The organism is Rhizobium sp. 9140 (assembly GCF_900067135.1).
Lineage (GTDB): Bacteria > Pseudomonadota > Alphaproteobacteria > Rhizobiales > Rhizobiaceae > Ferranicluibacter.
In genome coordinates this window covers 3,413,990-3,436,005 of the sequence record NZ_FJUR01000001.1, presented here as the reverse complement: position 1 = coordinate 3,436,005, position 22,016 = coordinate 3,413,990, and the positions used below count along the sequence as shown (strand labels likewise).

18 protein-coding genes are annotated in these 22,016 nt (G+C 63.0%); 12 read left to right on the top strand and 6 right to left on the bottom strand.

All coding sequences use genetic code 11. The features are described from left to right. Window positions 1-20: 20 nt before the first annotated feature. On the bottom strand, window positions 21-1,136 hold the full coding sequence (locus GA0004734_RS16200; RefSeq protein ID WP_092935341.1) for a metallophosphoesterase: 1,116 nt from the start codon (window positions 1,134-1,136) through the stop codon (window positions 21-23). Window positions 1,137-1,318: 182 nt separating this feature from the next. Next, entirely contained in the window at window positions 1,319-2,536 is a 1,218-nt protein-coding gene (locus tag GA0004734_RS16195; RefSeq protein ID WP_092935339.1) for a (R)-mandelonitrile lyase, read from the bottom strand. Window positions 2,537-2,898: 362 nt separating this feature from the next. Here GA0004734_RS16195 and GA0004734_RS16190 point away from each other — a divergent pair, with 362 nt between their 5' ends. Both GA0004734_RS16190 and GA0004734_RS16185 read left to right on the top strand, forming a co-directional pair. After that, window positions 2,899-3,264: a response regulator gene (locus tag GA0004734_RS16190; protein ID WP_245292443.1), complete on the top strand. Its 366-nt coding sequence runs from the start codon at window positions 2,899-2,901 to the stop codon at window positions 3,262-3,264. Between the two features lie 28 nt (window positions 3,265-3,292). After that, window positions 3,293-4,672, top strand: a complete 1,380-nt coding sequence (locus tag GA0004734_RS16185) for a sensor histidine kinase (protein ID WP_092935337.1) — start codon at window positions 3,293-3,295, stop codon at window positions 4,670-4,672. Between the two features lie 133 nt (window positions 4,673-4,805). Here GA0004734_RS16185 and GA0004734_RS16180 read toward each other — a convergent pair whose 3' ends face one another. Next, window positions 4,806-6,602 (bottom strand): hypothetical protein, encoded by a 1,797-nt coding sequence (locus GA0004734_RS16180; RefSeq protein WP_092935335.1) that lies wholly within the window; start codon window positions 6,600-6,602, stop codon window positions 4,806-4,808. A 590-nt stretch (window positions 6,603-7,192) separates the two neighbouring features. Between GA0004734_RS16180 and GA0004734_RS16175 the strand changes: the two genes are divergently transcribed. The 5 genes from GA0004734_RS16175 (at window position 7,193) to ugpC (ending at window position 12,679) form a co-directional block, all read left to right on the top strand. Further along, the gene (locus GA0004734_RS16175; RefSeq protein ID WP_092935333.1) at window positions 7,193-8,383 is read left to right on the top strand and encodes a Gfo/Idh/MocA family protein; all 1,191 of its coding nucleotides are present in this window, start codon (window positions 7,193-7,195) and stop codon (window positions 8,381-8,383) included. An 11-nt stretch (window positions 8,384-8,394) separates the two neighbouring features. Then, window positions 8,395-9,279, top strand: coding sequence for a carbohydrate ABC transporter permease (locus GA0004734_RS16170; RefSeq protein WP_092935331.1), 885 nt, complete (start codon window positions 8,395-8,397; stop codon window positions 9,277-9,279). Continuing rightward, window positions 9,276-10,136: a carbohydrate ABC transporter permease gene (locus tag GA0004734_RS16165; RefSeq protein ID WP_092935329.1), complete on the top strand. Its 861-nt coding sequence runs from the start codon at window positions 9,276-9,278 to the stop codon at window positions 10,134-10,136. Before GA0004734_RS16170 ends, GA0004734_RS16165 begins: the two co-directional genes overlap by 4 nt. Window positions 10,137-10,170: 34 nt before the next feature. Continuing rightward, complete coding sequence (locus GA0004734_RS16160; RefSeq protein WP_092935327.1) at window positions 10,171-11,412, top strand: extracellular solute-binding protein; 1,242 nt, start codon at window positions 10,171-10,173, stop codon at window positions 11,410-11,412. Between the two features lie 139 nt (window positions 11,413-11,551). Then, window positions 11,552-12,679: an ABC transporter ATP-binding protein gene (gene ugpC / locus GA0004734_RS16155; protein ID WP_092935325.1), complete on the top strand. Its 1,128-nt coding sequence runs from the start codon at window positions 11,552-11,554 to the stop codon at window positions 12,677-12,679. 205 nt (window positions 12,680-12,884) lie between these two features. On the opposite strand, the gene GA0004734_RS16145 is transcribed toward ugpC, so the two are convergent. The 3 genes from GA0004734_RS16145 to GA0004734_RS16135 form a co-directional block, all read right to left on the bottom strand. After that, a complete protein-coding gene (locus tag GA0004734_RS16145) occupies window positions 12,885-13,976 on the bottom strand; it encodes a D-TA family PLP-dependent enzyme (RefSeq protein ID WP_092935323.1) in 1,092 nt (363 codons plus the stop codon). Between the two features lie 97 nt (window positions 13,977-14,073). Then, complete coding sequence (locus GA0004734_RS16140) at window positions 14,074-15,558, bottom strand: M81 family metallopeptidase (RefSeq protein WP_092935321.1); 1,485 nt, start codon at window positions 15,556-15,558, stop codon at window positions 14,074-14,076. A 67-nt stretch (window positions 15,559-15,625) separates the two neighbouring features. Then, window positions 15,626-16,111, bottom strand: a complete 486-nt coding sequence (locus tag GA0004734_RS16135) for a hypothetical protein (RefSeq protein WP_092935319.1) — start codon at window positions 16,109-16,111, stop codon at window positions 15,626-15,628. A 113-nt stretch (window positions 16,112-16,224) separates the two neighbouring features. Between GA0004734_RS16135 and GA0004734_RS16130 the strand changes: the two genes are divergently transcribed. From GA0004734_RS16130 to GA0004734_RS16110, 5 genes are all read left to right on the top strand, one after another. Beyond that, window positions 16,225-16,611, top strand: coding sequence for a RidA family protein (locus GA0004734_RS16130; protein WP_092935317.1), 387 nt, complete (start codon window positions 16,225-16,227; stop codon window positions 16,609-16,611). 45 nt (window positions 16,612-16,656) lie between these two features. Then, window positions 16,657-17,520, top strand: a complete 864-nt coding sequence (locus GA0004734_RS16125) for a MurR/RpiR family transcriptional regulator (RefSeq protein WP_092935315.1) — start codon at window positions 16,657-16,659, stop codon at window positions 17,518-17,520. A 40-nt stretch (window positions 17,521-17,560) separates the two neighbouring features. Further along, on the top strand, window positions 17,561-18,337 hold the full coding sequence (locus GA0004734_RS16120) for an SDR family oxidoreductase (protein WP_092935313.1): 777 nt from the start codon (window positions 17,561-17,563) through the stop codon (window positions 18,335-18,337). Between the two features lie 29 nt (window positions 18,338-18,366). Beyond that, a complete protein-coding gene (locus GA0004734_RS16115; protein ID WP_092935311.1) occupies window positions 18,367-20,289 on the top strand; it encodes a beta-N-acetylhexosaminidase in 1,923 nt (640 codons plus the stop codon). 220 nt (window positions 20,290-20,509) lie between these two features. After that, a complete protein-coding gene (locus tag GA0004734_RS16110; protein WP_092935309.1) occupies window positions 20,510-21,961 on the top strand; it encodes a M81 family metallopeptidase in 1,452 nt (483 codons plus the stop codon). Window positions 21,962-22,016 lie beyond the last annotated feature (55 nt).

Genomic DNA, 22,016 nt, shown 5'->3' with positions numbered 1-22,016 from the left:
CTGACAAACTCCAGGCGCTATCACTTCCGCCGGAAGGTGATGACAGTCAGTTCCGAGGGGCGGCCGAGGCGCAGTGCGAAGCCGGGCCAGAGGCCGGTTCCGTTGTTGACGTAGAGTTGCAGGCCGCCGACCGTGTAAAGACCGGAGACGAAGCCGTTGTTCGGCCGCGCGAAGAGACGGTCGAGACCCAGAATCAGGCCGCCATGGGTGTGGCCCGAGAGCTGCAAGGCGACGCCGGCTGCGGCGGCGCGTGCCGCCTCGCGGGGCTGGTGGTCGAGAAGAATGATGGGCGCGTCTGCCGGCGCCCCCGTGAGGGCCTTTGCGAGATCGGGGCCGGGCAGGCCGTGGGCTCTCGCGGAAAGGTCGGTCACGCCGGCGATGGTGATCGCGGCATTGTCCCGCGTTACGGTGGTGTGCTGGTTTTCGAGCAGCTTCATACCAAGCGAGGCGAAGTGGGCCATCCATTCGGCATAGCCGAAAAAATATTCATGGTTGCCAGGGATGGCGATCACGCCGTCGCGAGCCTTCAGCTTTGCAAGCGGCGCGACATCGGCCCGGCGATCCTCAAGGCTGCCGTCGATCAGGTCGCCGGTGATGACGATCACGTCGGGCGCGAGTGCATTGGATCTCTCGACGACGGCCTCTGCCCAGGCTTGCGGGAACAGCCGGCTGATATGCATGTCGGTCAGCTGCAGCATCCGGTACCCGTCGAAGGATGGCGGCAGGTTGGGAATGGCGATCTCGATCGATTTCAGCGGGGGAACGCGGATGGCCTGGGAGACGCCGATGGCTGCCGCAGCCAGTGCCGTTGCGCCCATGGCATAGCGAATGCCGGGGGGAACCGTGATGAGACGGCCCTTGACGAGGGCGAGCAGCAGCGACACCAGATCGAGCGCGATCTGCAGGACCGCCAGCAGGGCGATGGCGCCGAAGAGAAGGTTGAAGCCGATGACCAGCCAGCGCGGGAACTCCGGCGAGAAGACGGAGCCCGAGGAGATGCGGCTGAAGAAATGGTACTGGGAGGCGAGCAGCAGCACGATCGCCAGCAGCGCCTTGGCCGACCAGAGCCATGGCAGCGGCTGGATAAAACGCACAAGAACGACCAGCCAGGGCAGTCCGAAGATGAGATGAAACATGCGGCGCCGGATGTGAGGATGAGGATGGGTCCGGTGTAGCATACGGCGCCCGAGAGGCTTTGGACTTTATGCGTTCGGACAAAGCCTGTGCCTTGATACGCGGGCAACGGTCTTCACGCGTGTCGATCAAGGGATTCCGCCTTACGGGATCGCGTTCCTTCGATCCCGCAGGCTAAGCATCGTTAGTCAATCGCAGCTTTACCGCCGTATTCCGCATCGGTCACCTTGTCGAGCCACGTCACGGCGCTGCCATCGAGGGTTTCGGCGACGGCGAAGTGGACCATGGGCGTGTCGGCGGCTGCGCCGTGCCAGTGCTTGACCAGCGGCGGGATCCAGACGACGTCTCCGGGACCGAAAGTTTCACGCGCAGCCCCTTCCTTCTGCACCCAACCCTTGCCGGAGACGAGGTAGAGCGTCTGCCCGAGCGGATGGGTGTGCCATGCGGTGCGGGCACCGGCGGGGAAGGAGACGGTGGCGCCGCTGATGCGCGCCGGGGCATCGCCCTTATACGGGGTCGAGATCTCAACCTTGCCGGTGAAATAGGCTTCGGGACCGCCTGTGGCGGCCGTGCCGGCACGGGTTAGGGTGATATCGGCTTTTTCGATCCGGTTTTCTTGGGGCATGGCTTCGGCTTTCTGTTCGTGACGGGTGGCGAGCACGCGCTCCAGGACGGGAACGGCTGACATGGCCCGGGGCCAGCCGGCGTAGAAACCGAGATGGGTCAGAACCTCCGCAGCTTCCGTCTCTGTTAACCCGTTGTCCATGGCCCTGTTGGCGTGAAATGGCAACTGTTCGGGCTGGCCGATGGCGACGAGGGCGGCCATGGTGACGAGGCTGCGGTCGCGGGGGCTCAGATCCGGTCGCGTCCAGAGGTCGCCGAAGAGGACCTTGTTCGTCAGTTCGGCAAGGGCAGGCGCTGTCGGCGCGACCGTGGTGTCCACCGTCCGGCGTCGTGTGGCCTCGGCTTTGGCATCGAGCACGACGCGCGCGGCCTCGCTGTCACGCACGGGGGCAATGTTACGGGCCTCGAACACGGTTTTTGCTTCGGTGACGGCGGATATGGCGTTCGGCCAGCCTGTGTAGAAAGCGAGATGGGTGATGAGTTCACCGATCTCGCGCGGCTCGACGCCGGTATCGAGCGCACGGCCGACATGGCTGCCGATCTGCGCTGTCTTGCCGGTGGCAACCAGCGCGGCAACGGTGACGAGGCTGCGATCGCGGGCGGCAAGCTGCGGGCGAAGCCAGACGTCGGCGAACAGCACGTCATCGGTAAAATGGCCGAGCCCCGGCGCGACATCGTTGACGGCTGCGGGCGCAACACGGGTTCGCCGGGTTTCCTCGGCTTCGACCCCGGTGGTGGCAAGGGCCGATAGGGCGATGGTGGCGGCTATGGTCTTCAAGAGAACCTCCTGTCGATCGTGCCGCACCGGGTGGATGGGAGGAAGGTACGGCATGAAGCAGGTAGGGTTCCGGGGGAAGAGGATTAGGCCATGGAAACCGCATGGACCTATCTGCTCTCGCCATGAATGCGCAGATGCGCGGAAACGACTTTGCCGCCTGTCGCCTTTGCGCCGCAAACACTTGTGACACTGGACGTCTGGATCTTGCGCCGGAGAGGCGATTGGTTCTATCGCGATCTCCCGCGGAACCGAACAGCGCGATACGGGTTCGGGATCGTGACCGAAAGCGGGGTGCCCGCTTGCGAGGCTGGTTCGATGATACCGGCATATGGAGGACATGACAGGATGACGAGGAACGGGTGGTGAGCGAGGAAACCGACATTTTCGACAAGGTTTTTCTCGTCGTTGAGGATGAATATCTGGTGGCTGCGGATATTCTGGACGTGCTGGGCCGGGCCGGGGCGGATGTCATCGGGCCGGTATCGAGCCTCGAAGGTGCCCTGAAGCTGGTGGACGAAGCGGAGCAGATCGATGCCGCCGTTCTCGACATTCATCTGCGCGGTGCGGAGGTCTATCCCGTGGCGGATGCATTGTCCCTGCGGAACGTGCCGTTTGCCTTCCTGACCGCCTATGACCGGGGCGACCTGCCGGAGCGTTTTCGCGAGGCGCCGTTTCTCCAGAAACCGGTCGATCCCGACGAACTGCTCCAACTCCTGAGCCGGTTGTAGATCGGCCCATAGACAGAGGACAAAGGCCATGACCTCTCATGACGCGCCTCGACCTCCGCTCCTTGCACCGGAGAGCGACGACCTGCTCCGTGTGGTCTTCGAAAGTGCCATCGATTTCGCGATCTTCTCGCTCGATCCCGAGGGGCGCGTGACGAGCTGGAACACCGGCGCCGAGCGCGTGCTCGGGTTCACGGAGGCCGATATTCTTGGACAGTCGGGTGACGTCATCTTCACCGCGGAAGACCGGGCGGCCGGCATGCCGGCGCTGGAGCGCGCGGATGCCATAGCCCATGGCCGGGCGGAGGACGAGCGTTGGCAGATGCGCAAGGATGGCACCTGCTTCTGGGCATCCGGGCTCACCATGCCGCTGAGCGACGGTTCGGGTTTCGTCAGGATCCTGCGCGACCGGACGGAATCGCATCTTGCCGGCCAGAGACTGACGGAGAACGAAGAGCGTTTTCGGTTGCTCGCCACCACTATTCCGCAGCTCGTCTTTCGCTGCGTGGCGGATGGGTCGCGCACATGGGGCAGCCCGCAATGGGTGGAATATTCCGGCTTCGACCAGCCGCAAAGCCTCGGGCTCGGCTGGCTGAATGCAGTGCACCCTGAAGATCGCGCCCTGACGCTTTCGGCTTGGCAGGCGGCGGCCGATACCGGTGAATGCTATGTCGAGCACCGCGTTCGCCGTGCCGCCGACGGCGCCTATCGCTGGCACCAGATGCGGGCGCTGCCCGTGCTGACGGCGTTCGGCGAGCAGACGGGCGACTGGATCGGTACCATGACCGACATTCACGAGCTGCGCGCGATGAAGGATCGGCAGGATGTGCTGGTGGCCGAACTCCAGCACCGCACGCGCAATCTTCTCGCCGTCGTCCAGTCGGTTGCCAGCCAGACGTTGCGCAGCAGCACCTCGATGGAATGTTTCGGTGCCGAGTTTTCGAGCCGGTTGCGGGCGCTCAGCCGGGTTCAGGGGATCGTGGCGCGGGTGGCGGAGACCATTTCGCTGCGAGACCTGATCGAGGGCGAGTTGCGGGCGCATGGTGCCGCGTCCCGCATGGAGGCGGTCCATGTGGAAGGGCCGCCGGTGACGATGCCGACGCCCGGCGTTCAGGCGCTCGGCCTCGCGCTGCATGAACTCGCGACAAACGCCACCAAATATGGCGCGCTCAGCCAGGAAAGCGGTGTGCTGCGCATTTCCTGGACGATCGAAGACCGTGGGGGAGAGCGGGCCGTGATGCTGGAATGGCGGGAAGAGGGGGTGAGCATGCCGAGGGATGACGCGCCCCGCCGCAAGGGCTACGGCCGCGAACTGATCGAGCGGGCGCTGCCGTATCAGCTGAATGCGAAAACCGAACTGCAGTTTCTCGACGACGGCATTCGCTGTCTGATCCGGATTCCTCTTCCATGATCCTGCAACGGCATGCTGGCGCTCTCGACCGAGAAGCGGGCGGGGATTGCCGAGCCGGGTGGTAGGCGGCGGATCGTGTTCACCCTGATAGGGCAAACGATCCGCCGCCTGCTTTTTCAAACTGAAGCGCCGATCAGACGATCAGGATATCGCCGTGATGAAGGTCCGCGATCTTCGTATCCGCCAGAACGACGCTGCCGCCGAGCCAGGAGAGGACCGCATCGGCGCCGGACTGCACGAAATGCGAAAGTGCCGCATCGGCTGTCTTGAAGAGCGAGGCGCTGAAGAGAAGCGTATCGTGCCCCTCCACCCCTTTGTTGAAGTCGGTGATGACATCACGGCCGGAGGCGATCTTCGAAAAGTCGAAGACATCGTTGCCCACCCCGCCGGACAAGCGGTCATTGCCCGCCCCGCCGGTCAGTGCATCGTTACCGATGCTGCCGAAAAGTTCGTCATCCCCGGCATCGCCGAAGAGCTGGTCGTTGCCGGTGCCGCCATGCAGAAGATCGTTGCCGCCGCCACCGCGAATGACGTCGTTGCCGGCGAGGCCGAAGATGCGGTCCACGCCTGCAGTTCCCGTGAGGGTGTTGTCACCCGCCGTACCCTCGACACGGGCGACATAGGTCTTGTCGGCGAAGAGCAGGGTATCGAGCTTGCTGTTCGTGACGGTGTAGCGCGTCGGGATGAGCGAGCCGAACTCGATCCGCTCGACCGACGTCATTTCCTTCAGGCCGTATTGTCCCGACAGGGCATGCATCACGAGCGTGCCGTCCGACAGGCGGATGGCCTCGTAATTGCCAATGGCGCCTGCCAGCTGCACCGTATCCGTGCCGTCGCCGCCGACAACCATGTCGTTGCCCGTGGACAGGCTGAAGCGATCGTTTCCGGCAAAGCCTTCAAGGAAATCGCTGGCCTTGCCATCGCGCAGCAGGTCAGCCTTTTCGGAGCCGAGAATGAAGGCCGGTGCCCCGAAATGGCTGGAGGTATCGCGTGCCACGTCCTCCACCCAGGTAACGGGGCGCAAGAGATCGCTCAGTTGCGAGACGACGATCGCGCTGTCCTGCTCCATGATGGATGCGAAGCTCGACTGGGCCATCGTCGCAAACGCGTCCGAGAACAGGTTGGTAACGTGCGAATTCCACCCGCCGACGACGTTGAAGACGCTTGTCGGTCCGAAAGGCGAGAGGGGGTTGGCGTAGAAGTCGTTGAAGAGGACGGTGTTGTCGTTCGAACTGCCGAACGCGCGGTCCTTGTGAACGAGCGCTTCGGTCACCCCTTCGATAATGCTGTCGGTCGATGTACCCAGCGAGCGGTAGACGAGGTCGTTCTCGCCGCCGAAGTTCATGATCTTCGCGCCGTTGTCGTAGATATTCGGCGAGTCGAACCCAAAGTAATTCGCGTTGTCATAGAAGCCGCCGGCGACGGCGGATGACCGCTCCGCCATGATGTTCGTCGCACCGCCGCCCAGGCTGTAGCCGGTGACGACGACATCCTCGCCTGTCAGCCCGTGGGCCGAGGCGAAGCGCGCGGCGGCTTCTAGGACGTAGACGAACTGCTCGAGATACTGACCCTTGGCCAGCGTGAGATAATCGGGCAAGTCGCCGATATCGCTGGTTCCGGCAAAGGAGATGCCGAGGCGCTCGATCGCTCCGCTGGCACCGGTATAGGCGAGGATCTTCACCTGCGCGCTGAGCGAGGTCGATCCATGGAAGAAGCCGAAACTATCGACGTCATTAGCCGATAGGTTCATATCCGCGGCTGTCAGGTCATGCCAGCCTGCCGGTGGCGAGAAATTGCCGCTCGTTCCCGTCAGCGTCGTCCCGAGCTCTCCCAAGGCTCCAAACGCTCGTAATTGTCCATAGCGCGCGAGGTTGAAGGCCTCCGATACCTCCGCGCTCGCATCTCTTCCCTTGTAGTCAAATAGTGCCATCGGTTCCTCCCGTTGACGTATACGTTAACGGAATTCAATTTACTCCTAATTCACGAACGGCGGAAGTGCCCTTGTCGTTGGCCGGGCGCGCTACGTACCAAGACTGCACGCCGGCTGGCTCGCCCTCCGGGCTGGAAGCCCCGGCTCGTCCGAGGCATGCTTGGCATCAGGTTCATCCCAGGTAGCGACAAGGCAATACCAAAAAAAACCAATTTACAAATTGCGGAATGTGCGCTTCAAAAGTTACAATTATTTATATATATCGATAATTCAACGTCTTAAGGCAGTCGTTAAAAATCACCTGCTAGGGGGCTGGACGATTGGCCTGTTTTTGGTATTGTCCGTTTCAAGGATAATACGCGGCCAGATACGGACCTATCGAAACCGCCGAACGATCCCGGGAAAAGGTCGATCAATGCGGTGGCAGGATGCCGGAATGGCCGGTTTACAATCCTGTATCGCAGCGTCGTTCGATCGTTCATGAAAATGAATTTCACGGTTGTTCATGAAGGCTGATTTTATGTTGACGAGATCGCTGATCTGACACAGGCTGCGAAAATAAATTACGAAAAAACGGGGAGCAGGCCGATATGAAGGTCGCCATTATCGGGCTTGGGTTTCGGCTGGGATATCTGGGCCGCATTTTCAGGGACATGGATCCGACGTTCGAGATCGTCGGCCATGTCGATCCGGCGCCGGCTGGTTTGCCGGGTCTTGACGAGGCGGGCATTTCTGCGGGCAAGGCCTATGCGACGCCGCAGGAGATGATCGCCTCGGAAACGTTCGATCTCCTGATGGTCGGTTCGCCGAACCACATGCATCTCGAGCATATCCGCATCGGGCTTGAGGCCGGGCTTACCGTCTTCACCGAGAAGCCGATCGTCGTCAGCATCCAGGAAAGCCTCGAACTGGCGCGTCTCCTTCATCGTTACGGTCATGACAGGCTGCTGGTCGGCCTCGTGTTGCGCTATTCGCCGCTCTACCGCGACCTGCGTCAGGCGCAGGCCGAGGGACGGCTCGGCGAGATCGTGTCGATCGAGGCGTCCGAGCATATCGAGCCTTATCACGGCGCCTTCTTCATGCGCGACTGGCGGCGTTACGGCCGCTATGCCGGCGGCTTCATGCTGGAGAAGTGCTGCCACGACCTCGACCTTTATAACGGCGTGGTCGGCGCGCGTCCGCGCTACGTTTCTTCCTTCGGCGGTCGCAAGAGCTTCATTCCGGCCAACGATCCGCGCAACGAAGGCGTCAACGACATGGACGTCTACCACCGCAAGCCGAGCGGCTGGGAAGGCTCCGACAAGGTGTTCGACAGCGATGGCGACCTGATCGATTATCAGACCGCGATCGTCGAATACGAGAACGGTGCGGCCATGACGTTCCACACCAATCTGAACGTTCCGGACCAGTTCCGTCGCTTCTGCGTCATCGGCTCCAAGGGCATGGCGGAAGGCGATTTCGTGCGCGGCTTTCTCGATGTGCACAATGCGCGCAACAACGAGAAGGTGGTCGCCAAGACCTACCAGGCGCCGTCCGAAACATCGCACCATTACGGTGCCGACGAGCAGATGGCCGAAGACGTGTTCAAGTTCATCACGGAGGGCCAGGCGCTGCCCGTGTCGGCGTTGAACGCCATCGAGGCGGGCATTCTGGCGCTGGCGATGGACGAGGCCCGGTTTGCCCGCAAGGTCGTCGATCTCGCGCCCGTCTGGGCCGAATACGATGCCTGCCTGCATGGCACAGCCGTTGCATCATCCGCACCGCAGACCAAGTCTGCTTGAGAGGTCAGGTCATGGAAGCCAAACGAAGCACCGTCCTCTTCGCCTGGCTCCTCATGGCGCCAGCCATTCTCTACGTCACCGTCATCGTGGCCTATCCGCTCGTGGATACGTTCATCCTCTCCTTCACGGATGCATCCCTGAAGAAGACGACGAACTGGGTCGGCTGGGCGAACTACAGTAAGATCTTCAACGCCACCTTCGCCGAAGTCATCATCCGGACCTTCGTCTGGACGTTTTTCTCGGTGTCGCTGAAGATGATCATCGGTACATTCGGCGCCTCCATGCTGAACGCGGCTGTGCCCGGCCGGGCGCTCTTCCGCGTGCTGACTATGCCGCCCTGGATCGTGCCCATGGCTATCGGCATCTTCATGTGGGGCTGGATGTATAATGGCCAGTTCGGCATGATTTCCGGGTTGCTCCAGCGCTTCGGTCTGTCCGACAGCCCGATCGCCTTCCTCGCGCAAGGCTCCACCGCCTTCTGGGCAACCGTCATCACCGACGTGTGGATCGGCGTTCCCATGGTCACGCTGTATATGCTGGCCGCCATGCAGTCGATCCCGCAGGATCTCTACGAGGCTGCCTGGACGGATGGTGCCGGCAGGTTCTACCGCTTCCGCCGCATCACTTTGCCGCTGCTGGTGCCGTCGATGATCACGATGTCGATGATCTCGCTGATCTCGACCTTCAACTCCTTCGACATCATCTGGATTCTCACGCGTGGCGGGCCGACCGGCGAGACGACGACGATGATCATCGACACCTACCGGACGGCGATCGGTTCCAACAAATACGGGGAAGGCGCGGCGCGGGCGGTTCTCATCTGCATCTTCCTGTCGATCTTCTGCGTCTTCTACTTCCGCATGACCAGCCGCCTTTCCTCCGGAGACAAGCGATGAAAGAGCCGTCCATCCTGATCAACCGCTATGCCTGGTACGAGATCATCGGGATCTATGCAGGCATCTTCGTCTTCCTCACCTTCCTGCTGGCGCCTTTCGTCGAAGGTTTTCTGGTGTCGCTGAAGCCGTTGAGCCAGCTGTTCTCATCGCCCTACCGCTTCATTCCGGAAAACGGGTCCTTCGAGGCTTACCGGACGATGTGGGTCAGCGTTCCCGGCTTCGCACGCTACATCTTCAATTCGCTGTTCATCTCCAGCGTCGTCACCATCGCCGTGCTGATCCTCGTGGTGCCCGCGGCCTATGCCTTTGCCCGCTTCGAGTTCAAGGGTTCCGGCCAGCTTCTCGGGGCCTTCCTTGCGGTCAACATGTTCTCCGGGGCCGTGCTGCTCATCCCTCTTTTCCGGCTGATGCGTTCGCTCGGTGTGCTCAATACCTATTTCGCGATGATCGTGCCGGGCGTCGCCTTCCTCATCCCCACGGCCATCTGGCTCTTGCGCACCTATATGATGCGCATCCCCAGGGAGCTGGACGAAGCGGCCTTCGTGGATGGCGCCAGCCATTTCTACACACTGCGCCGCGTCATCCTGCCGATTGCCATGCCCGGCATCGTGGTGGTGGCCATCACCACCTTCATCGGCTCCTATGCGCAGCAGTTTATCTATGCGCTCACCTTCAATTCCAAGTCTGAATATGCGCCGCTCCCCGTGGGACTGTTTGCCTATTTTGGACGTCAGGAAGTCGTCTGGAACGAGCTCATGGCGGCGAGCTTCGTCGGCATCGCGCCGGCCATGATCGTGATCTTCTTCCTGCAACGCTATCTCGTCAGCGGCCTGACCGCCGGCGCGGTGAAACAATAAGACCAACCACCAGAGACTGAACGGGAGCATAAACATGACATTTCACTTCAAAACCGGGCTGCTAGCCCTGTCGCTGCTCGGCTCGACCGCGCTCGGCATGCTCGGCACGGCTGTCACGGCACAGGCGGCCGATCAGGAAATCAGCTGGATCTATTGCGGCGACAAGATCGACCCGATCCACGAGAAGTACATCAAGGAATGGGAAGGCAAGAACGCGGGCTGGACCGTGAAGCCCGAACTGGTCGGCTGGGAGCAGTGCCAGGACAAGGCAACCACGTTGGCAGCCGCCGGGAACCCGGTCGGCATGGCCTATGTCGGCTCGCGCACGCTGAAGGAGTTCGCCGAGAACGACCTGATCGTTCCCGTGCCGATGACCGACGAAGAGAAGAAGAGCTACTACCCCAATATCGTCGATACCGTGACCTTCGACGACAACCAGTGGGGCGTGCCGGTCGCGTTTTCGACCAAGGCTCTCTACTGGAACAAGGACCTCTTCCAAAAGGCCGGCCTCGACCCGGAAACCCCGCCGAAGACCTGGGCCGAAGAGATCGCCTTCGCCAAGCAGATCAAGGAAAAGACCGGCATTGCAGGCTATGGTCTTCCGGCCAAGACCTTCGACAACACCATGCACCAGTTCATGCACTGGGTTTACACCAATAACGGCAAGGTTATCGATGGCGACAAGATTGTCATGGACAGCCCGGAAGTTCTGGCAGCCTTGCAGGCCGTCAAGGACATCACGCCCTATTCCGTCGAGGGTGCGACCGCCTACGAACAGAACGAAATCCGCGCCATCTTCCTCGACGGCAAGGCCGGCATGATCCAGTCCGCGTCCGGTGCCGCAGCCCTTCTCAAGAAGACCGACATGAAGTGGGGCGTTGCGCCGCTTCCGCTCGGCCCATCCGCCAAGGGCGAAGGCACGTTGTTGATCACGGACAGCCTGGCCGTCTTCAAGGGTACGGGCGTCGAGGATAAGGCGATCGAATTCGCCAAGTTCATCACCTCGCCGGGTCCGCAGGGCGAATACGAGTTGCAGGGCGGCGCTGGCCTCACCCCGCTGCGGCCTTCGGCCAAGGTTGACGAATTCGTCAAGGCCGATCCGTCGTGGAAGCCCTTCATTGACGGTATCGCCTTCGGCGGTCCCGAGCCCCTGTTCAAGGATTACAAGGGCTTCCAGAATGCCATCATCGAAATGGTGCAGTCGGTCGTGACCGGCAAGGCCGAACCGGCAGATGCTCTGAAGAAGGCCTCTGCGGCCATCGAAGAGTACAAATAAGCCAGTCCCTGCCTGCTGTCGCGGCGGCCTTTGCCGCTGCGACAGCACCTTCCCGGGAGCGGGTCCGGCCTTTGTCGTCGATCCGCCATCGCTTTTTCGTCCAGACCAACGCCGCCCGCTTCGGCGACCGGAGACCGATGTGATACAGCTCTTCCTCAACAAGGTGCAGAAGTTCTACGGCGACTTCGAAGTGCTCAAGGGCGTGCAGCTCGAGGTGATGAATGGCGAGTTCGTCGTCTTCGTCGGCCCGTCCGGCTGCGGCAAGTCCACGCTCCTGCGCATGATCGCAGGTCTCGATTCCACCACGAGCGGCGATATCGTCATCGACGGCGTGCGCGTGAACGACCTGCCGCCGGTCAAGCGCGGCATCGCCATGGTCTTCCAGTCCTACGCGCTCTACCCACACATGACCGTGTTCGAGAACATCGCCTTTCCGCTCCGCGTGGAAAAGATGGAGGAGAGCAAGCTGAAGGCCAAGGTCGAGAACGCCGCGCGCATCCTGCATCTCGAGCAGCGCCTCCAGCAGAAGCCGGGCCTGCTCTCGGGCGGCCAGCGCCAGCGCGTCGCCATCGGCCGCGCCATCGTGCGCGAACCGAAGATCTTCCTGTTCGACGAGCCCCTGTCGAACCTCGATGCCGCGCTTCGCGCCGACATGCGCATCGAGCTTGCCAAGCTCCATCGCGAACTCAAGGCAACCATGATCTACGTCACGCACGATCAGGTGGAAGCCATGACCATGGCCGACCGCATTGTCGTGCTGAATGCCGGCGATATCTCGCAGGTCGGCCCGCCGCTGGAGCTTTACCACAAGCCGAAAAACCTCTTCGTTGCCGGCTTCATCGGCAATCCGAAGATGAATTTTGTGCCGGTCACCTGCACGGCCGTCGGCCCTGCCGGCGTCACGGTGGACTATCAGGGGCAGACGGTCACGATCCCGGTAAACGGCCGCGCCGATCTCGTTGGGCAAACCCTGACACTCGGCATTCGCCCCGAACATACGATGCTGACGCCCGGCGACCTCAATATCGAGATCATTCCCTCCGTCATCGAGCGGCTGGGCATCAACACGGTTGGCTATTCCAGCCTTCCGGACGGCACGCCCTATTGCGTGCTTCTGCCCGGCTCCGCACCGCTCGCCGTCGAAAAGCCCGTCTCCACCGGCATCATGGCGGCGGATTGCCATCTGTTCGAGGCCAATGGCGAGGCGCTGGAGCGGACGGTGGACTGGCGCAACCTCGAGATCCCGGCGGCAATGACGGCGGCCTGAGGGTGTTTGGGGGTCGGTAAAGAAAGGCCCTCTCTGGCCTGCCGGCCATCTCCCCCACAAGGGGGGACACGACCCGGAGCAACGCCCCGCTACATAACTGATGGAAATGGGGAGGTGGCCACAAGTCTTCTCCCCCCTTGTGGGGGAGATGGCCGGCAGGCCAGAGAGGGTTTTGCTTTCTTAACCCCTCACCACACCAGCCCCCTCACCACACCAGGCCGCGCGCCGCGACATCCTCGACGCGCGTCGCCACCCCGTCGCGATGAAACGTCATGATATCGAACAGGTTCGACACCACGCAGGTGTGGTTCGGCACGATCATCACCTTGTCGCCGATCTCCGGCCGGGCGCCCGACACGCGTGACAGGTCCACCACGCCATGCTCTTCGGAGAGGCCCGTGATGACCGCATCGGGGTATTCGACGATCAGGCCGTAATCGGAAAATCCGAGCAGATCCGATGTCAGCGCCTTCGATCCCGCATCGAGGACGGCGCGGTCGGGTGTGGGCCGGGCGACGACGGTTGCCAGCACCTGCATGGCGCAGTCGGCGAGCGAGCAGTGGCCGGAGCGCGCCATGGCGCGGTCGTTGTAGACGTAGGTTCCGGCGCGATGTTCGGTGGCAGACGGCACGAGGTGAGCCGAGAACAGGCTCGGCGTTCCCCCGTGGCTTACAATCGGGCAGGGGATGCCGAGCGCCTTCAGGCTGGCAATGGCGCTTGAGAAGAAGGCTTCCACCGCCGCTTCGTCATGGGCCTTGGGATAGGTCAGCAGGCCGCCGAAAACGAGGCCGTCGGCAGCTGTGATCGCCTGCGCCAGGGCAACCGCTTCTGCCGGATCCTGAACGCCGCAGCGCCCGGCGCCGGTGTCGCATTCGACCAGCACGGTCAGCGGCTTCGCGCCTGCAAATCGCGTGGACAGGCCGGCAACCGTCACCGCGCTGTCGGCGACGACCTTGAGGCTGGCAACGCGCTCGTTCAGCGCCTTCAGCCGATCGAGTTTTTCGGGTCCCAGAATGTTGAAGGTGATCAGGATATCCTCGAAGCCCGCGTCCGCGAAAACCTCGGCCTCGGTGATCTTCTGGCAGTTGATGCCCCGCGCGCCGGCGGATTCCTGCGCCTTGGCGATAGCGGGGATCTTGTGGGTCTTGATGTGGGGCCGGAAGGCGAGGCCGTGGCTGTCGAGATAGGTCTGCACGCGGGCGATGTTCGCCGCCAGCCGGTCCTCGTCGATGAGGGGCAGCGGCGTCGATAGCGACAGGATGGGCTGGCCGACCTGCGGCCGGGGCGGGGTGGTCATCGGCGTCTCTCCCGGTGGTCTCGTTTTTGATAGTGCTGCTTCTTCTGCCGGTTGCCCGAGGTTTGCGCAACGGCCCCTCCGATCCGCAAGCGCCGCCTTATCCCTCATCCAACGCTAAAGTGACAAGGCGGTGCGGGTCCTCCGCGATCGGCCAGATCTCGCGCGAAGCGCGGCGGTAGGCGGTCTTTGCCGGATTGTTCGGGTAGGGCGATCCGGCCGAGCAGTAGAGGATCTCCGAGGCGATCTTCGAGAAGGCGGCATAGAAGTGATTGGTGGATTTGATCACCAGGATATGCTTTTCGCTCGGGTCGATGCCGAGCGCGGTGAAGAGCGACGGGTCGTAGCTCTGGACGCGCACCGAACTCAGGACGATGTCGATGCCATCGAGGTGGATGTGTGCGGCGTCGCCAAAGGGCGCAACGCTCTCGCCGAAGCGCATTTCGGCGTTGCGGACGACCCGCCTGACTGTGACCCGTCCATCGATCGGACTGCCGGTGCCGGGCGCGGATTTCGCGCCGAAACGCAGGGGAATTTCGGCACCGGTCCCGGCTGCCAGGCAGATCTGCACGGCGATCGGATCCCAGATCATGCCAATGGCGACGTTCCCGACGCCACGCGCGAGAAGCGCCGCGAGGATCACCGTCGCATCCCCGGCCGTGCCGCCGCCCGGATTGTCCCACATATCGGCGATGACGACGGGACCGCGCGGATTGGCCAGCGCTCGGTCGATCGCTTCCGCCTCGTCGATCTGCGGCATCATGAAGGTTCCGCGTTTGGAAAACAGTTCGAGGCCGAGTTGGCGCGTCAGCCGTTCGCCCTTTTCGGGCTGTCCGTCGGTGATGGCGATGGTCTTCGTGCCCATTTCCGGCACGTCGCCGGCCATGAAGCCGTGAATGACGGAGAGGGACAGGATCTCGGGATCATCAGCCTCCATCCGCATCAGCCGGTCCACGAAAGAGCGCATCGGCTCCCGCGAGGTCGGAAAGACGTCGATCATCCGGCAGTCGAACACGGACATGACCGGCGTCACGCGGCCCTCCAGCGTGTCCACCGCGATCCGCCAGAGATCTTCGGCGCGATCGACGAAGTCGGTATGCGGGAATTCCTTGAAGACGACGAAGAAATCAACGGCCGCGACACGCATTGCGGTGAGGTGGCTGTGGGGATCGATTTCCGCGCAGACGAGAATATCGGGGCCGACGATCTCGCGGATGCGTGTGAGAAGATCGCCTTCGGGATCGAGATAGCCATCCGCCACCATCGCGCCGTGCAGCCCCATGACCACACCATCGACCGGCATCGCGGCCTGCAGCTGGTCGAGGATCTCGTCGCGCAGGCTTTCATAGGCCTGCCGGTTGACGAGGCCGGCCGGGTCCGCCCAGGCGGCGGTGCCTTCGATCAGCGTCCAGCCTTTGTCCGCGCAGACCTTCCGTCCCACGGTGATCGGAGCAGTGCAGAGCGTCGGCGTCTCCGGGTGCTGGCCCGGAGGGGCGTAGAGGGACTCCTCGAAGGCGCGGCGGTCGATGCAGATCGGCGCGAAGGTGTTGGTTTCCGTGGCGAGGGCGGCAGTAAAAAGACGCAACGGGCTAGGCCTTCCGCAGGTTGGCAGGGCAAAGCGCGAATCTGCGCACCGCCCGATCGGGTGTCGCTCAGGCAGTCGGGTTCGGCAGATAGCCGGTGAAGCCGCAGATCTTCCAGCGGCCCTCATGCAGGCGGCAGGTATAGAGCGTCTGCCACTGCATCACGTCGAGGCTGCCATCGGTCCTGCGGATGCCGCCCTGAAACTTCTTGCGGGCAAGCGCTGTCTCGCCCTTCACCTCGATCTCTTCCAGCGTCGTCGTCGCGAAAATCGCCTGACGCGGGTCTTCGCCATAGGTCTGGCCCTGAAAGTCGCGAGCCTGCTTCAGCCATTCGTCGCGGTAGGTGTCGAGCGACGGAAAGGCGAGGCTCCAGTCGTCAGGGTTCGGTTTGTGATTGCCGCTGATGGCGAGAAAGCCCTCCTCGACGAAATCCCCCGCCACCATCGACCAGTCCGCAGCGAGAAAGGCATCGATGTCTCTGGGGACCAGCATCTCCCAGATGGAGTGGCGCGCGACGTCGCTTGCCGGAAAGGGGTTGGCATGAGGGTCACGCATGGAACGGCCTTCGGTCTAAATTATTTTCATGGAAGTTCGAAAACTCTGGCCAAGTTCGGTTTTCTATGGTCCATTGTCAATCATTGGCGAAAATAATTTGCACGAGGGCCGCAATGACCATCAAGCGATATGGCACGGAGAAAGCCGGTGCCGGGGGCCAGAGGCTGCCTTTCGCCCGCGCCGTGGAGGCTGCCGGCTGGCTGCATGTGTCCGGCCAGGTGGCCATGGAAGACGGCGAGATCATTGCCGGCGGCATCGTGGAACAGACGCACAAGACCATTGCCAATGTGCTCGCCATTCTGGATGAGGCCGGTTACGGCGTCGAGCATGTGGTGCGCTGCGGCGTCTGGCTGGACGATCCGCGCGATTTCTGGACCTTCAACAAGATCTACCAGTCATATTTTGGCGAGCATCCGCCGGCCCGCGCCTGCGTTCAGGCGTCCATGATGGTGGATTGCAAGGTCGAGATCGATTGCATCGCCTACAAGGCGCCGGTGTAAGGAACGCGGCAGGGCGCGGGTCACGTGGCTTCGGGGGAAGGCGGGATGGATATCTTCACGACGATCCAGGAGGGCCGGGCGCAGTTTTCGCCATCCGAGCAGCGGATCGCCGATATTCTCCTTGGCGACTTCGAGTTCGCGGTCAACGCCTCCATCATCGAGCTTGCCGAACGGGCGGAGGTCTCGCCGCCGACCGTCACCCGTTTCTGCCGCAATGTCGGCTGCCAGAGCTTTTCCGACTTCAAGGTAAACCTCGCAAAAACAGCCTTCATCGGCGTGCGCTACCTCAACCCGGAGGCCAAGAGCACCGAGCCGGCCGATGTGGCCGAGGATGTGATCACCAAGGCGCAGAACGCCCTGTTCAATATGCATCGCGCGCTCGATCCGGCCCTTTTGGACAAGGTGGCCGACCGTATGTCGCGTGCGGAGATGGTCTATAGCTTCGGTTCCGGCGGCAATTCCTCGATGATCGCAACCGAGATGCAGAACCGTCTGTTTCGCCTCGGCTCGCGCGTGACGGCCAGCAACGATCACAACATGCAGCTGATGCTGACGGCAGCGGCCCGCACAAACGATGTCATTTTCGGCTCGTCCTTCTCGGGCCGCAATCACGATCTTGCCCGCTGTTTCGCGCTCGCCCGCGAAAACGGCATCACCACCATCGCGCTGACGCAATCGGACAGCCCCGTGGCGCAGGCGGCCGAACTCGTCGTCGGCATCGACCTGCCGGAGGGCGTCAACATCTTCCGCCCCACCTCCACCCGCTTCGCCTTCCTCGCCGTCGTGGATGTCATCGCCAGCCTGGTTGCCTACCGAAACCGCAAGCTTTCCACCGTGACGCTGCGCCACATCAAGCAACAGCTGGTCGAGCACCGTGATGGTGACGACCGCCAGATCCTCGGAGACTGACCATGCCGCGCCTTTTTGCCCGTTCGAGCGAGACCTGCCGATGAGCCGCTCGGTCGCCGTCGTAACGGGAGCTGCCGGCGATATCGGTCGTGCGATTGCTGCTCGTCTGTCCGAAAGCCACGATGTGGTCGTTCTGGTCGATATCGATGCGTCGGCGGTCGAAGCGGCGGCCGACGCTCTTGGCCCCTCCGAGCGCTTTGCCACTGTTGTCTGCGACGTCACCGACGAGGCGAGCATTCGCGCGATGGCGAAGGAGGTGGCCGGCCATGGCCTCGTGCGGACGCTGGTCAACAATGCCGGTGCCGCCCGCGCCGTCAGCCTGCACGATACGGACGGCGCCATCTGGCGGGCCGATGCGGCGCTCAATCTGGAAGCCCCGTTTCTGGTGTTCCGCGCGCTGGAAGCGGCGCTGAAGGAGGCGCAGGGCGCGGTGGTGAATATCGCCTCCGTCAACGGCCTCGCCGTGTTCGGCCACCCGGCCTATAGCGCGGCCAAGGCCGGGCTGATCCATCTGACGCAGTCGATTGCGGTTGAATACGGCAAGTTCGGCATCCGAGCCAATGCGGTTGCGCCGGGCACGGTTCGCACGCAGGCGTGGGAGGCCCGGGCAAGCGCCAATCCGCAGGTGTTCGAGGATGTGAAGCGCTGGTATGCACTTCGCCGCATCGCGACGGCGGAGGATGTCGCCAATGCCGTCTTCTTCCTTGCCGGCGATCAGGCGCGCGCCATCACCGGCGTCTGCCTTGCCGTGGATTGCGGGCTGACGGCCGGGCAGGCCGAGCTGGCGCGGACCTTTTCGCAATCCGACCATTATTGAGATCACGACCGTCCAGAAGGGAAGCCACCATGGCAAACGCACAGGATTTCCGGCTTGAGAACAGCTGGCACCCGATTGCAGGAGAAGACTGCGGCGGCTTCGTCTTCACGCTGTTCAACCTGTCGGACGCGCCCATCTCAGGCTTCAAGCTGGCCTATACGTCGCTCACCCGTGTCATGGACAACCCGGCCTGCGACAACGCGACCTTCCTCATGCGGAACGCCAACTTCCACCAGTTCGCCCCGCCGGAAGGCTTCGTCCTGTCGCCCGGTGGCAGCTGGCGCTTCACCGTCTCCGGCCTCTGGCGTCCGGCAAAGCACCGGACGGACGGCGCGAAATCGGCCTATCTGACGCTCGATGACGGTCGCCATGTTCCTGTCGATGTGGACGACCTGCTTCTTGGCGGGCGCCCCGCCGAGCCGGCACCGGATCTGCTGCCGAAGGGGGAAGTGACGGAGCCGTTCTACCTGCTTCCCTGGCCGAAAGCCGCGAGCCTTGCGGCCGGGGAGACCGTGCCTGTCGCGCTCTACCCCGCCGAAGGCACGGGCGTCGAGGATCTCAAAGCGATCAGCACGGTCATCGCGCTCTACCGTCGCCTTTTCAAGGTGGGGCATGTGCCGCTGTCGCTCGCACCGGTCCATGAAGGACGCGCCTTGGAATTCCGGCAGGCCGCAGATCTCGGTGCTGAAGGCTACAGGCTGGACTTCGGCGATGTCGTCACGCTCACGCACGGCGGAACGGCCGGCCGGCAGTACGGGCTGACGGCTCTTGCCCAGATGCTGCACGGTGCGCGGACCGAAAAGGCCGTGTTCCGCTTTCCCTCGACCGGCGAGATCTCGGACGCGCCGCGCTATGTCTGGCGCGGTTGCCATCTCGATGTGTCGCGGCAGTTCTATCCGGTCGCCGATGTGAACAGGCTCATCGACATTCTCGCCTGGCACCGGATGAACGTGTTCCACTGGCATCTTTCGGATGACGAGGCGTGGCGTCTGGAGATCAAGGCTTATCCGACGCTGACGACGCTCGGCGTGCTGCGTGGTCCTGACGAGCCGATGCTGCCGCAACTGGGCAACGGTGCTGCACCTGTCGGCGGGTTCTATTCTCAGGAGGACGTGAAGGCGATCGTTGCGCATGCGCTGGCGCTGCATGTCGAGGTCGTGCCGGAGATCGATATTCCCGGCCACAGCACGGCAACGCTGGTGGCCCTGCCGGAGCTTGCCGACGGGCAGGAAGCGCCCGACAGCTATCGCTCCGTTCAGGGATTTCCCAACAATGCGCTGAACCCGGCGGTCGAGGAAACCTACGTGTTTCTCGGCAAGGTTTTCGATGAGATGGTTACGCTCTTCCCCTCGAAGCTTCTGCATATCGGGGGGGACGAGGTGGCGTCGAACACGTGGATGGCATCGCCGCTGGCGCGCAAGCTGATGACGGAGGAGTGCATCGAGGGCACGTTCGGGCTGCAGAGCTATTTCATGAAGCGTATCCAGCAGATGCTGTCGGAGCGTGGCCGCAGGCTTGCCGGCTGGGACGAGGTTTCCCATGGCGGTGGTGTCGACCCCAAGGGCACCCTGCTGATGGCGTGGCAGAAGCCGGAGGTCGGCGTAGAACTGGCGCGTCAGGGCTATGATGTCGTGATGACGCCGGGGCAGGCCTATTATCTGGACATGGTGCAGGACGAGGCCTTTCAGGAGCCGGGCGCAAGCTGGGCCGGCACTGTGCCGCCCGAGCACACCTATACCTATGAGGCGGTCGGAGATTTCCCGGAAGAACTGCAAGCCCGCATGCGCGGTGTTCAGGCCTGCATCTGGTCCGAGCACTTTCTCAACCGCGACTACTTCAACCACCTCGTTTTCCCCCGCCTCGCAGCGATTGCCGAAGCCGCTTGGACGCCACGGGAACGCAAGGACTGGCAGCGGTTTGCGGCGCTGGCGCCGTTGAGCCCGAAGCTTTAGAAAAAAACCCTCTCTGCCCTGCCGGGCATCTCCCCCACAAGGGGAGAGAAGACCTGGGGCGGGCCTCTCTTTCCTTCAGCAGGCGTTGAAGGGCGAAGTGGTGGGCCGACCGCGAGTCCTCTCCCCCCTTGTGGGGGAGATAGCCGGCAGGCCAGAGAGGGTTTTCCTTCCTTTCTTCTTTCTCCCGCCCAACCCGAAACCCATCCAAGGGCCAGACATCATGACCTTCCGTATCGCCGTCGGCGGCATCCATACCGAGTGCAGCACCTCTTCCCCGGTCCTGATGCGGCCCGAGGATTTTCGCGTTCTGCGCGGTTCCGATCTACTGTCGACGGAGTATTTTTCGTTCCTGCCCAATCCCGACGTCGAGGTGTTGCCGCTGCTTCATGCCCGTGCCGTGCCGGGCGGGCCGCTGGCGCGGGAGACCTATGAGGGCTTCAAGAGCGAATTCCTCGATTGTCTGAAAGCGTCGCTGCCGCTCGATGGCCTTTACCTTGCCATGCATGGCGCTATGAATGTCGAGGGCATGGACGACGCGGAGGGGGACTGGATCTCGGCGGCACGCAGTGTCGTTGGGGCTGATATTCCCGTGGCGGCGAGCTATGATCTGCATGGCAACGTCACGCAGCGCATCATCGATCAGCTGGATATGTTCGCGGCCTACCGCACCGCGCCGCATATCGATGTGCGCGAGACGATGGTCCGGGCTTGGTCGATGCTGGTGAAGGCGTTGCAGACCGGGGAGACGCCCGGTGTCGCCTGGGCGCCGGTGCCGGTGCTGTTGCCGGGTGAGCGCACCTCCACCGAGGACGAGCCGGCAAAGAGCCTCTATGACGCGTTGCCGAAGCATGATGCGGTGCCGGGGATCTGGGACGCGAACCTCATGGTCGGCTATGTCTGGGCGGACGAGCCGCGCGGAACCGCCTGCGCCGTCGTAACCGGAACGGACAAGGCGGCGGCGGAAGCTGTCGCCGCCGAGATCGCGAGATCCTACTGGAATGCCCGCGAGGCCTTCCGCTTCGGTCCTGTCACCGGACCGCTCGAGGAGATGCTCGATATTGCTCAGGGGACGGAGACGCGGCCGGTCATCCTCGCGGATTCCGGCGACAACCCGACGGGCGGCGGCGTGGGCGACCGGGCGGATGTGCTCAAGGCCCTGATCGCGCGCGATTTTCAAGGCGCCGTCATCGGCGGCATCACCGACCGGCCTGCGGTGGAGGCCTGCTTTGCGGCAGGTGAGGGCGCGACTCTGTCGCTGCGGATCGGCGGCGCGCTCGATCCCGCCAGCCCTTCGGCCGAGGTTTTCGCCATCGTCGTCCGGCTCGATGACACCGCTGGCGCAGAAGCTCGGCAGGCGGTCGTCACGGTCGGTGGCATCACGATCATTCTCGCGGCGCGCCGGCGGCCCTACCATGATATCGCCGACTTCACCCGCCACGGCATCGACCCCAAGGGCGTGCGGCTGCTCGTGGTCAAGTCCGGCTATCTCTCGCCCGAGCTTGCGCCCATCGCCCAGCCGAACCTCATGGCCCTGACGGACGGCGTCATCAATCAGGATATTGAGCGTCTGCCCAACAACCGTCGCCGGCGCCCGTCCTATCCTTTCGACCGGGATTTCGATTACGTGCCGGAGCCGCAGTCGTCCGCGCGCTGGAAGCACGCGTATCTCTGAAAGGCGTCATCTCTGAAAAATAGGCAACGGCGCCCTTTGGCCGTTGCACTTGGAG